This window comes from Pseudoalteromonas sp. P1-9, assembly GCF_001399975.1.
Lineage (GTDB): Bacteria > Pseudomonadota > Gammaproteobacteria > Enterobacterales > Alteromonadaceae > Pseudoalteromonas.
Genome location: NZ_LKBD01000046.1, coordinates 20,385 through 31,979 on the forward strand (window position 1 = coordinate 20,385; position 11,595 = coordinate 31,979).

Here is an 11,595-nt window from a genome sequence, read left to right on the forward strand (position 1 = left end):
GGCAAATGCCTTATCGTAGGTTGATACTCATATTTGGACCGGTTGCGATATCATCTTCAAACCAGCGTGCAGTAATTGTTTTAGTCTCAGTGTAAAAGCGAACACCTTGTTTACCATAGGTGTGTTGGTCGCCGTAGAATGAGCCTTTCCAACCCGTAAATGAGAAAAACGGCAGTGGTACCGGAATTGGCACATTAATACCTACTTGGCCTACTTCAATGTCATGTTGGAATTTACGTGCTGCAGCACCGCAAGCAGTAAATAGAGATGTACCATTACCGTATGGGCTTTCGTTGATGATTTGGATTGCTTCATCAAGCGTATCAACGCAAATACACGCAAGCACAGGGCCGAAAATTTCTTCTTTGTATAAGTCCATTTCGCGCGTTACATCAGTAAATAACGTTGGGCCCACCCAGTTACCTTTGTCATAACCTTCAACAACAAATTCAGAGCCGTCAATTAAACAGGTTGCACCTTGCGCTTTACCACTTTCGATAATTGATAAAATACGTGCTTTTGCTTGTGGCGATGTTTGTGGGCCATAGGCAGCTTCTGGGTCGTTCCAAACACCAGGGCGTACTTTAGTAAATTCTTCTTTTAATTCGTTAATCCACTCTTTTGATTGACCAACAAATACAGCAACTGAAATACCCATACAGCGCTGACCAGCCGCACCAACTGATGCACCAACAAGGTTTGAAATAGCACGCTCTTTTTTCGCATCAGGCATAATTACCATGTGGTTTTTAGCGCCAACACATGCTTGAACACGCTTAAGATTCGCTGTACCACGTGAATAGATGTATTCACCAACACCACATGAACCAACAAATGAAATTGCACGTACACTTGGCTCATCTAAAATACGGTCTACTTGGTGTTTTGTACCATGAATAACCTGTAATACACCTTTAGGTGCGCCAGCTTCTTCAAACAATTCAACTAAACGCATTGGTGTAAGCGGATCTTGCTCAGACGGTTTTAAAATAAAAGTATTACCGCAAACAATCGCCATTGGGAACATCCAAAGTGGGATCATCGCAGGAAAGTTAAATGGAGTAATACCTGCACACACACCGAGTGGCTGCATGTACGAATAAGTATCGATATTACGCGCGACGTTTTCAACGGTTTCACCCATCATTAATGCTGGCGCGTTAGCTGCTTGTTCAACAACTTCAATACCACGCCACACATCACCTTTAGCATCTTCAAAGGTTTTGCCTAATTCGTGGCAAATAATCGTTGCTAGTTCGTCATGGTGTTCTTTTAAAAGTGCTGCGTAACGCATCATAATACGTGCACGCTCTGTTACTGGAACATCTTTCCACGTTTTAAACGTTTCTTTAGCAGAGGCAATTGCTTCATCAATTTCACTATCTGTTGCCAATGGCACTTGCGCTAGTACTTCTTGATTAGCTGGGTTTACAACATCTAACCATTCATTTGATCCCGATTGGCGCATTTCGCCATTAATATATAAAGGAACCTTTACCATTATTCTTCTCCCCAATAAAAAAGGCGCATTAACGCGCCTTTAATTTTTAATTATTTTACTTCGATTGCCATTGCGACCGCTTCACCACCACCAATACACAGTGATGCAACGCCTTTATTTAGGCCGCGGTTTTTTAGTGCATGAATAAGCGTTACTAAAATACGCGCGCCACTGGCACCAATTGGGTGACCAAGTGCACATGCACCGCCATTCACGTTTACTTTATTGTTATCAAGTTGCATTTCGTTAATAGCAAGCATGGTTACCATGGCAAATGCTTCGTTTATTTCCCAAAGGTCAACGTCTTCTTTTGACCAGCCCGCTTTATCTAACACTTTTTCCATCGCACCAATTGGCGCTGTCGTAAATTCAGCAGGAATATGTGAATTTGTCGCATGTGCCTTAATTTCACAAAGAGGTGTTAAACCAAGTTCTGCTGCTTTTGACGCTTTCATTAAAACAAGTGACGCTGCACCGTCAGAAATTGACGATGAGTTTGCCGCTGTGATGGTGCCATCTTTTGCAAATGCAGCACGTAAGCTTGGTATTTTCTCAGGGCGCGCATTACCTGGCTGCTCATCAATTGCTACTGTCACATCACCTTTACGGCTTGAATAGGTATGTGGCGCAATTTCAGCTTCAAATGCGCCACTTTCAATTGCAGCGTTGGCTTTAGAAAGTGATGAAATTGCAAATGTATCCATATCATCACGAGTTAAGCCATACTTATCAGCTGTTTCTTGTGCAAAACAGCCCATTGCTTTGTTGTCGTATGCATCTTCTAAACCATCGGCCATCATATGATCTTTAATTTCACCATGGCCCATACGGAAACCGCCACGTGCTTTTGGTAAGAAGTAAGGTGCATTACTCATGCTTTCCATACCGCCAGCAACGGCAACGTTAACGCTGTCTGCTTTAATTAAGTCATGGGCTAACATTGCTGCTTTTAAGCCTGAACCGCATACTTTATTAATAGTTGTTGCGCCTGTTGCTAAATTAAGCCCTGCTTTTATCATTGCTTGACGTGCAGGAGCTTGGCCAAGACCTGCAGGTAATACGCAGCCCATAATGACTTCGTCGATGATATCAGCGTTTAAATCACAGCTTTCAATACTACTTTTAATAGCTGTAGCACCTAAATCAGTTGCATTTACCGATGATAAAGCACCCATAAAACCGCCCATTGCAGTGCGTTTTGCACTCACAATTACTACCGGATCGATTTGAGAATTTTCAACAGACATTTGTTATCTCCAAAATTTATATGTTTTCAGCATACATAAAAATTACGTTTACGCAAACGTAAATCTAGATGTCATACCTTTTATAGTGTTAAGAAATAATGACAATGAATGGCAACTATGTAATGAAATTAAGGCGGTAAAGCTCGGTGTATATTGTTGGCGACACAATATTTACTGCATATACCTTGGACTAATTGTGGTAGATAAATACCCTCTCCCAAGCATGCAGCTTTACCTTTACGTAAACTTCACTTATAGTTAATTACCAAATTAATGAGGTGTAGTTTAGATGAGTACAGAAAATACAGAACAGACCTTTAGTATTAGCGAACTAGCAAAAGAATTTGACATAACAACTAGAAGCATTCGTTTTTATGAAGACCAAGGTCTGGTTACGCCCCGCCGTCAAGGGCAAACACGTATCTATAGTAAACGCGACAAAGTGCGTTTAAAACTGATCTTACGAGGTAAACGCCTAGGATTTACGCTAGCTGAAACAGGCCGTTTGTTCGAGCTGTATGATGCCGACAAATCAAGTGCAACTCAACTTAAAATTATGCTTGAGCTAATCTCTGATAAAAAAGCACATCTAGAACAGCAAATGGATGACATTAAAGTTGTTTTAATGGAACTGGTTACCGCTGAACGACGCTGTCGTGACACACTTAAAAACCTAGACGACGCTTAAAATAATAATCACACCTTATGGCAACAACACATCAATAGGATACACACAATGAGCACCGTTTCTCTTTATAAAGAATTAAATTTTGGTCTTGGTGAAACAGCCGACATGATCCGTGACCACGTAAATAGTTTTGCAACCAACGAAATTGCCCCACTCGCAGAAAAAACTGATATTGACAATATGTTTCCAAATGAACTTTGGCCAAAATTTGGTGAAATGGGTTTATTGGGCTTAACCGTTGATGAAGAGTTTGGCGGCTCAAACCTAGGTTACCTTGAACACGTAATTGCAATGGAAGAAATTAGCCGTGCTAGTGCGTCTATTGGTTTAAGCTACGGTGCACATTCAAATTTATGTGTAAACCAAATTGCCCGTAACGGTAACCAAGCGCAAAAAGAAAAATATTTACCAAAACTTATTTCAGGTGAACACATTGGTGCACTTGCTATGAGTGAGCCAAATTCTGGTTCAGACGTTGTTTCAATGCGTTTAAAAGCCGAAAAGCGTGGCGATAAATACATTCTTAACGGTAATAAAATGTGGATCACCAATGGTCCAGATGCAGATACCTTTGTTATTTACGCAAAAACAGATTTAGAAGCTGGCCCTAAAGGCATTACAGCCTTCATCGTTGAAAAATCATACCCTGGTTTTAGCCAAGCACAAAAACTCGATAAATTAGGTATGCGTGGCTCAAACACGTGCGAGCTTGTGTTTGAAGATTGTGAAGTACCAGCAGAAAACATTCTTGGCGAATTAAACCAAGGCGTAAAAGTGCTAATGAGTGGCCTTGATTACGAACGTGTTGTTTTAGCCGGTGGTCCGCTTGGTATTATGCAGGCATGTATGGACATTGTGGTACCTTATATTCATGAGCGTAAACAGTTTAATACTGAAATTGGTAACTTCCAGTTAATTCAAGGCAAGATTGCTGATATGTATACGCAAATGAATGCCGCGCGCTCTTATGTTTATACCGTTGCAAAAGCATGTGATCGTGGCGAAACAACCCGTAAAGATGCCGCTGGTGCCATTTTATATGCCGCAGAGCTGGCTACCAAAATGGCACTTGATGCAATTCAAATTCTAGGTGGAAATGGCTACATCAATGAATATGCCACAGGCCGATTACTGCGTGACGCAAAACTTTATGAAATTGGTGCAGGTACATCTGAAATTCGCCGTATGTTGATTGGTCGTGAACTATTTAACGAAAGTAAATAGGAAGTGCCATGACCATTTTAACTTCAAATATTAACCCGCTTGATTCAGACTTTTTAGCAAAAGCTGAATCAATGCAGGCACTTGTTGATGACTTAAAAGCTAAAACCCAGGAAATTACCCAAGGTGGCGGCGAGCGCTTGGTTGAACGTCATCGTGGTCGCGGTAAGTTATTTGTCCGTGACCGCATTAATTGTTTATTAGACGAAGGCTCACCGTTTTTAGAAGTCTCGCAATTTGCAGCTTTTGGGGTGTATCCAGAGCAAATCCCATGCGCTGGCGTAGTAGCAGGCATTGGGCGCGTTAAAGGCGTTGAATGTATGATTATCGCAAACGATGCAACGGTTAAAGGCGGTACCTACTTCCCTATTACGGTAAAAAAACACCTGCGTGCACAAGAAATTGCAGAGCGTTGTCATTTACCGTGTATTTATCTTGTTGATTCAGGCGGTGCTAACCTGCCTGAGCAAGACGAGGTATTTCCAGATAAACTGCACTTTGGCCGTATTTTCTATAATCAAAGCCGTATGTCAGCAAAAGGCATTCCGCAAATTGCTGTGGTAATGGGTTTATGCACCGCAGGTGGTGCTTATGTGCCAGCAATGGCAGATGAGAGTATTATCGTAAAAGAACAAGGCACTATCTTTTTAGCAGGTCCGCCTCTTGTAAAAGCAGCAACCGGTGAAGAAGTATCAGCTGAAGAGCTTGGCGGCGCTGATGTGCACTGTAAAACATCCGGTGTTGCCGATCACTACGCAGAAAATGATGAGCATGCCCTTTCAATTGCACGCCAATGTGTATCGCGCTTAAACCATACACGCCCTACCGCACCAATTTTAACAAATTTCAAAGCACCGCGTTATGATGCGAAAGAAATTTACGGCATTGTTGGTACCGACCTTAAAAAACCATTTGATGTTCGTGAAGTCATTGCCCGTGTTGTCGATGATTCATCGTTTGATGAATTTAAACAGTACTTTGGCGAAACCTTAGTTACTGGCTTTGCTGAGATTTTTGGTATGCCTGTAGGCATTGTTGCCAACAACGGTATTCTTTTCTCAGAATCAGCGCAAAAAGGCGCGCATTTTATTCAACTTTGTGCCCAGCGCAATATTCCATTGGTGTTTTTACAAAATATTACCGGCTTTATGGTAGGTAAAAAATACGAAGCTGAAGGCATTGCGAAACACGGCGCGAAAATGGTAACAGCTGTGAGCTGCGCCGATGTGCCTAAATTTACTATTTTAATTGGTGGCTCTTACGGTGCAGGAAACTATGGTATGTGTGGCCGCGCATTTGAACCAACTATGATGTGGATGTGGCCAAATGCACGTATTTCAGTAATGGGTGGCGAACAAGCCGCTGGTGTATTAACCCAAGTAAAACAAGATGGTTTAAAACGCAAAGGCCTTGCAATGAGCGACGATGAAGTTGCCGCATTTAAAAAGCCAATCATTGCGCAGTATGAAGAACAAGGTCATCCGTATTATGCCAGTGCACGATTATGGGATGATGGCATCATCGACCCTGCTGAAACACGAAACGTACTCGGACTTGCCTTAAGTGCAGCGAAAAATGCACCAGAGCAAGAATCGAAGTTCGGCGTATTTAGAATGTAGGAGTAAGAGATGTCTGTAACCTTAACAATAACAAAACAAAAAGTTGCGACCCTTACAATTGAACGCAGCGAAGTACATAACGCATTTGACGCACACACCATCGCACAACTAATTCAACAAATTGAATATGCCAACACATTGGATATTCGCGCGTTAGTATTAAAAGGCGAAGGCAAGCATTTCAGTGCAGGTGCTGATCTAAACTGGATGAAATCCATGGTGTCGAATACGTTTAAAGATAACGTCGCGGATTCAATGGAACTTGCCCGTTTAATGCAAGTACTGTTTGAAACCAAAGTGCCTACCCTATGTTTAGTGCAAGGCGCGGCTTTTGGTGGTGCCCTAGGTTTAATTGCCTGTTGTGATATTGCTGTGGCTGATGAAAAAGCAAAATTTTGCCTAAGCGAAGTAAAACTGGGCCTTATTCCAGCAGTTATTAGCCCGTATGTCATAAATGCAATTGGTGAGCGACAAGCACGCCGTTATTTTCAAACTGCCGAAGTATTCTTTGCCGATAAAGCACTTACCCTTGGTTTAGTGCATGAAGTGTCAAATTCACCCGAAGATACACTCGACACCCTACTTCATGCAATTTTACAAAACGGACCTGAGGCGACAAAGCAAGCAAAACAATTGATTTGTGATGTAGCAAACAAACCGATTGATAACGATTTACGACAACTGACCGCAGAGCGTATTGCCCAAATTCGTGTATCGGATGAAGGACAAGAAGGTCTGCAAGCCTTTTTTGATAAACGTAAACCAAGCTGGCAATAGAGAGCATCACCATGATTAATAAACTTTTAATAGCAAACCGCGGTGAAATTGCATGTCGCATTATCAAAACAGCACGTCGTTTAGGCATTAAGACAGTTGCGGTTTATTCTGACGCTGATATTCATGCAGAGCATGTAAAAGCAGCAGATGAAGCCTACCATATTGGCGCAGCACCAAGTCGTGAATCATATTTAGATGGCGATAAAATTATAAACGTCGCGCTTAAAGCTGGCGTAAATGCTATTCACCCAGGCTATGGCTTTTTATCAGAAAATACGCATTTTGCTGATAAGTGCGAGCAGAACAATATTATTTTTATCGGCCCAAGTAGTGACGCAATTAACGCAATGGGCTCAAAATCACGCTCTAAAGAGCTGATGTTTGAAGCCAATGTGCCACTTGTACCCGGTTATTATGGTGAGAACCAAGACCCAGCCTTTTTACTTGCAGAAGCTGAGAAAGTTGGCTTTCCAGTTTTAATTAAAGCGACTTATGGCGGTGGCGGTAAAGGTATGCGTGTGGTGCGCGATAGCGCATCATTTAACAAAGAGTTAGAAGGTGCAAAGCGTGAAGCACTTGCAGGCTTTGGCAACGATAAAGTTCTGATTGAACGCTATGTTGAATCGCCACGTCACGTAGAAGTACAAGTATTTGCTGATAACTTCGGTAACTGTATTTATTTAGGCGACCGCGACTGTACATTACAACGCCGTCATCAAAAAGTGATTGAAGAGGCTCCAGCACCAGGTTTAAGTGCTGAGCTTCGTAAAGAAATGGGAGAAGCGGCGGTACGCTGCGCCAAAAAAATTAACTATAAAGGCGCAGGTACCGTTGAATTCTTATTGTGTGGCGATGAATTCTTCTTTATGGAGATGAATACTCGCTTGCAAGTAGAGCACCCTGTTACTGAATGTGTGGTAGGTCAAGATTTAGTAGAATGGCAGCTAGCAGTAGCAAGTAACGAGCCGTTACCGCTTGATCAAAACCAAGTGGCTATTTCAGGCCATGCCTTTGAAGCGCGTATTTATGCAGAAGAACCAAGTGATGACTTTATGCCATCTTCAGGTGTATTAACGCTGTTTGATATGCCAAATGAGCATGCATGTGAGCTATCAGCGGTTAGAATCGATACGGGTGTGATTGAAGGTTCGGAAATCTCAGCATTTTACGATCCAATGATTGCAAAACTGATTGTGCATGGTGCAAACCGTAAAGTTGCGTTACGTCAGCTATCACTCGCTCTTGAGAAAACAGCAATTTCAGGTGTTGCGACTAATGTGAGCTTTTTGCATACCTTAGCAAATCACCCGAGTTTTATCGAAAGCCCAACTAGCACCCATTTTATTGATGATCACATTAATGAACTAACGCAAAAAGATGAACAAGAACAGACTCTACAATTACTCATGGCGGCGCTTGTTTATATTAATGCAAATATCTGTCAAACAAGTACATCGCCTTGGAATACACTCACCGCATTTAGCTTAAACGAAAGTAATCATTACACCTTGCCATTTATTGATTTTAATCTTGAATGTCAACGTAATAACGATGCTATGACCTTGGTTTACGATGATGCACACTTTGCGGTAAATGCCGATTTTAACGGTAATAACCTCACCGCGTTTATCAACGGTGAAAAACACACGGCGAAGTTTGTATTAGATGAGCAGTCTATTGCGATTATGCACAGTGGTAACACCCACCAGTTTGCTTTAAAAAGTAAGCATTATGTGGCTGAAAAGCAAAACGATGGTAATAGTCTACAAGCACCACTTAATGGAACAGTAGTAAAACAAGTAGCAAGCGTAGGCGATAACCTTAAACAAGGTGATGCAGTAATCATTATTGAAGCAATGAAAATGGAATACACCTTAACGGCACCATTTGATGGTCAGTTAAGCCAATTTTATTTTGCTGAAGGCGACCTTGTATCGCACGGTGACCTACTTGCTAAAGTTGAGGAAGCGTAATGCAACCAAAGTTTGTACAAGTAGTTGAAGTGGGTGCTCGCGATGGCCTGCAAAATGAAAGCGCGGTTTCAACCCAAGATAAAGTAATGCTCATTAATGCCCTTGCAAAAGCCGGTGTTAAGCATCTTGAAGCCGGCTCATTTGTGTCACCCAAGTGGGTGCCACAAATGGCGGATTCTAGCGATGTGTTAGCCCTAATTGATAAAAGTGAGCTCACCACATTCAGTGCACTTACACCTAACTTAAAAGGCGCTGAGCTTGCATTTAATGCAGGTGCCAATGAATTTGCGATATTCACAGCAGCCAGTGAAGCATTTACTCAGAAAAACATTAATTGTTCGATTGAGGAATCTATAACACGTTTTCAACCTGTGATGGATTTTGCTAAGCAACATAATATTCCAGTTCGCGGCTATGTATCGTGTGTTATGGGTTGCCCCTACGATGGTGATGTTAGCCTTGATGCTGTTGTAAAAGTAACCAAAAAGCTTTTAGCTATGGGTTGTTACGAAGTATCACTTGGTGACACCATAGGTGTAGGCACACCGCATTCTACCGAACAATTATTAAACGCTCTACTTGAGCAAGTTTCAGCTGACAAGTTAGCTGTACACTTCCATGACACTTACGGACAAGCGCTTGCTAACGTATATACCGCGCTTAATATGGGCATTAAAACAGTGGACAGCGCAGTTGCAGGCCTTGGTGGCTGCCCTTATGCCGCTGGTGCGTCAGGAAATCTTGCCACTGAGGATTTAATTTATATGCTTAATGGACTTGGCATTGAGCATGGAATTGATTTAGAAATGCTAGCCCAAGCAGGTTGGCAAATTAGTGAAGCATTAAATAAACAACCAACAAGTAAAGTTTCACTGGCATTAAAAGCCAAATTAACTTAACCGATTTCTCGCCCTACTCGTTCAGGAGAATTTTATGGCAGGTTTTAATAAGGTCGTCGACAATTATCAAGACGCACTTGAAGGCATTAAAGACGGCGATACTGTTATCGCAGGCGGATTTGGCTTATGTGGTATTCCAGAGGGCTTAATCGCAGAAATTAAACGTAGAAAAACTACTGATCTTACCGTGGTTTCAAATAACTGTGGTGTAGATGATTTTGGCTTAGGTATTTTATTACACGATAAGCAAATTAAAAAGATCATCGCATCATACGTTGGTGAAAATGCGATTTTTGAACAGCAGTTACTAAACGGTGAAATTGAAGTTGAACTCACGCCACAAGGTACGCTCGCTGAAAAAATGCGCGCTGGCGGTGCGGGTATTCCAGCGTTTTATACCGCAACGGGTTACGGTACACCTGTAGCTGAAGGCAAAGAAGTAAAAGGGTTTGATGGTCGCCCGTATATTCTTGAAGAGTCTATTACCGGTGAATTTGCCATTGTTAAAGCGTGGAAAGCAGATCGCTACGGTAACTTAGTGTTTCGTCACACGGCAATGAACTTTAACCCTATGGCCGCAACAGCAGGGAAAATCACAGTAGCTGAAGTTGAAGAGATTGTTGAGCCAGGTGAACTAGCACCAAGTGAAATCCATACCCCAGGCATTTATGTTAACCGCGTAATTAAAGGTAACTTTGAAAAACGCATCGAACGTGTAACTACAAAAAACTAGGAGGCAACATGGCGTTATCAAGAGAACAAGTTGCAATGCGCGTTGCACAAGAACTACAAGACGGTTATTACGTTAATTTAGGCATTGGTATTCCTACCTTGGTTGCTAACTATGTACCCGATGGTATGGAAGTCATGCTGCAGTCTGAAAATGGTCTGTTAGGTATGGGTCCATACCCTACTCGTGACCAAGTTGATGCGGATATGATCAACGCGGGTAAAGAAACCGTTACAGCAGCCACAGGTGCGGCAATATTTAATAGTGCCGAAAGCTTTGCAATGATCCGCGGTGGTCATGTAGATTTAACAGTACTTGGCGCCTTTGAGGTTGATCAGCAAGGAAATATTGCTTCTTGGATGATCCCTAAAAAGCTTGTTAAAGGCATGGGTGGCGCAATGGATTTAGTGGCAGGTGCAAAAAATATTGTCGTTACCATGACCCACGCCAATAAACACGGTGAATCAAAGTTACTAGAATCATGCACGTTACCACTGACAGGCGTAAACTGCGTTAAGAAAATCGTAACCGATTTAGCCGTGTTAGAAGTTAAAGACGGTGCATTTTATTTGTTAGAACGCGCACCAGGTGTAAGCGTTGATGAAATTATCAGTAAAACGGCTGGTAAATTAATCGTTGAAGGTGATATTCCTGAGATGACAGTGTAAACCGCTTACACAATAACAGTTCCTCATTCCCGGTGTAATGAACACTGAGAAACCCAACAAAAACCCCTCAATTGAGGGGTTTTTTCTTTTAACCCTATCGACAAAACGACTTAATAAATTATACCAATTCTGTTAAGTATGTGATCAGAGGTAGCGCTGGATAAATGAAATGATAACAAGGCTGAATTTTTCTTATGTAGTTGTTCTACATTGATAAATTCAAACGCAGTTAGCATGATATTTAACCCGCTAGAATGATCAGCTATTTAAGT

The 11,595-nt window shown here is 41.9% G+C and carries 10 protein-coding genes; 8 read left to right on the plus strand and 2 right to left on the minus strand.

Features of this window, described 5'->3' with window-relative positions; all coding sequences use genetic code 11:
• Positions 1 to 10: 10 nt before the first annotated feature.
• Both AN214_RS19505 and AN214_RS19510 read right to left on the minus strand, forming a co-directional pair.
• Complete coding sequence (locus AN214_RS19505; RefSeq protein ID WP_054981240.1) at positions 11 to 1,501, minus strand: CoA-acylating methylmalonate-semialdehyde dehydrogenase; 1,491 nt, start codon at positions 1,499 to 1,501, stop codon at positions 11 to 13.
• A 50-nt stretch (positions 1,502 to 1,551) separates the two neighbouring features.
• Positions 1,552 to 2,748: an acetyl-CoA C-acyltransferase gene (locus AN214_RS19510; RefSeq protein ID WP_054981241.1), complete on the minus strand. Its 1,197-nt coding sequence runs from the start codon at positions 2,746 to 2,748 to the stop codon at positions 1,552 to 1,554.
• 289 nt (positions 2,749 to 3,037) lie between these two features.
• Here AN214_RS19510 and AN214_RS19515 point away from each other — a divergent pair, with 289 nt between their 5' ends.
• Genes AN214_RS19515 through AN214_RS19550 form a run of 8 tightly spaced genes read left to right on the plus strand, consistent with a single transcriptional unit; the run spans position 3,038 to position 11,323 of the window.
• Complete coding sequence (locus AN214_RS19515; protein ID WP_010560114.1) at positions 3,038 to 3,436, plus strand: MerR family DNA-binding transcriptional regulator; 399 nt, start codon at positions 3,038 to 3,040, stop codon at positions 3,434 to 3,436.
• A 48-nt stretch (positions 3,437 to 3,484) separates the two neighbouring features.
• Positions 3,485 to 4,660 (plus strand): isovaleryl-CoA dehydrogenase, encoded by a 1,176-nt coding sequence (locus tag AN214_RS19520; protein WP_054981242.1) that lies wholly within the window; start codon positions 3,485 to 3,487, stop codon positions 4,658 to 4,660.
• A gap of 8 nt (positions 4,661 to 4,668) precedes the next feature.
• Positions 4,669 to 6,276 carry a carboxyl transferase domain-containing protein gene (locus AN214_RS19525; RefSeq protein ID WP_054981243.1) on the plus strand — a complete coding sequence of 536 codons (1,608 nt, stop codon included), beginning with the start codon at positions 4,669 to 4,671 and terminating at the stop codon, positions 6,274 to 6,276.
• 9 nt (positions 6,277 to 6,285) lie between these two features.
• A complete protein-coding gene (locus AN214_RS19530; RefSeq protein WP_054981244.1) occupies positions 6,286 to 7,053 on the plus strand; it encodes an enoyl-CoA hydratase/isomerase family protein in 768 nt (255 codons plus the stop codon).
• An 11-nt stretch (positions 7,054 to 7,064) separates the two neighbouring features.
• Entirely contained in the window at positions 7,065 to 9,026 is a 1,962-nt protein-coding gene (locus AN214_RS19535) for an acetyl/propionyl/methylcrotonyl-CoA carboxylase subunit alpha (protein ID WP_054981245.1), read from the plus strand.
• Entirely contained in the window at positions 9,026 to 9,925 is a 900-nt protein-coding gene (locus tag AN214_RS19540) for a hydroxymethylglutaryl-CoA lyase (protein ID WP_054981246.1), read from the plus strand. Before AN214_RS19535 ends, AN214_RS19540 begins: the two co-directional genes overlap by 1 nt.
• 34 nt (positions 9,926 to 9,959) lie before the next feature.
• Positions 9,960 to 10,658: a CoA transferase subunit A gene (locus tag AN214_RS19545; protein WP_054981247.1), complete on the plus strand. Its 699-nt coding sequence runs from the start codon at positions 9,960 to 9,962 to the stop codon at positions 10,656 to 10,658.
• Positions 10,659 to 10,666: 8 nt separating this feature from the next.
• A complete protein-coding gene (locus AN214_RS19550; RefSeq protein ID WP_038641568.1) occupies positions 10,667 to 11,323 on the plus strand; it encodes a CoA transferase subunit B in 657 nt (218 codons plus the stop codon).
• Positions 11,324 to 11,595 lie beyond the last annotated feature (272 nt).

Excerpts from the sequence above, each read along its gene's own strand:
- AN214_RS19505 (WP_054981240.1), bottom strand. The coding sequence starts at position 1,501 with ATGGTAAAGGTTCCTTTATATATTAATGGCGAAATGCGCCAATCGGGA.
- AN214_RS19510 (WP_054981241.1), bottom strand. The coding sequence starts at position 2,748 with ATGTCTGTTGAAAATTCTCAAATCGATCCGGTAGTAATTGTGAGTGCA.
- AN214_RS19515 (WP_010560114.1), top strand. The coding sequence starts at position 3,038 with ATGAGTACAGAAAATACAGAACAGACCTTTAGTATTAGCGAACTAGCA.
- AN214_RS19520 (WP_054981242.1), top strand. The coding sequence starts at position 3,485 with ATGAGCACCGTTTCTCTTTATAAAGAATTAAATTTTGGTCTTGGTGAA.
- AN214_RS19525 (WP_054981243.1), top strand. The coding sequence starts at position 4,669 with ATGACCATTTTAACTTCAAATATTAACCCGCTTGATTCAGACTTTTTA.
- AN214_RS19530 (WP_054981244.1), top strand. The coding sequence starts at position 6,286 with ATGTCTGTAACCTTAACAATAACAAAACAAAAAGTTGCGACCCTTACA.
- AN214_RS19535 (WP_054981245.1), top strand. The coding sequence starts at position 7,065 with ATGATTAATAAACTTTTAATAGCAAACCGCGGTGAAATTGCATGTCGC.
- AN214_RS19540 (WP_054981246.1), top strand. The coding sequence starts at position 9,026 with ATGCAACCAAAGTTTGTACAAGTAGTTGAAGTGGGTGCTCGCGATGGC.
- AN214_RS19545 (WP_054981247.1), top strand. The coding sequence starts at position 9,960 with ATGGCAGGTTTTAATAAGGTCGTCGACAATTATCAAGACGCACTTGAA.
- AN214_RS19550 (WP_038641568.1), top strand. The coding sequence starts at position 10,667 with ATGGCGTTATCAAGAGAACAAGTTGCAATGCGCGTTGCACAAGAACTA.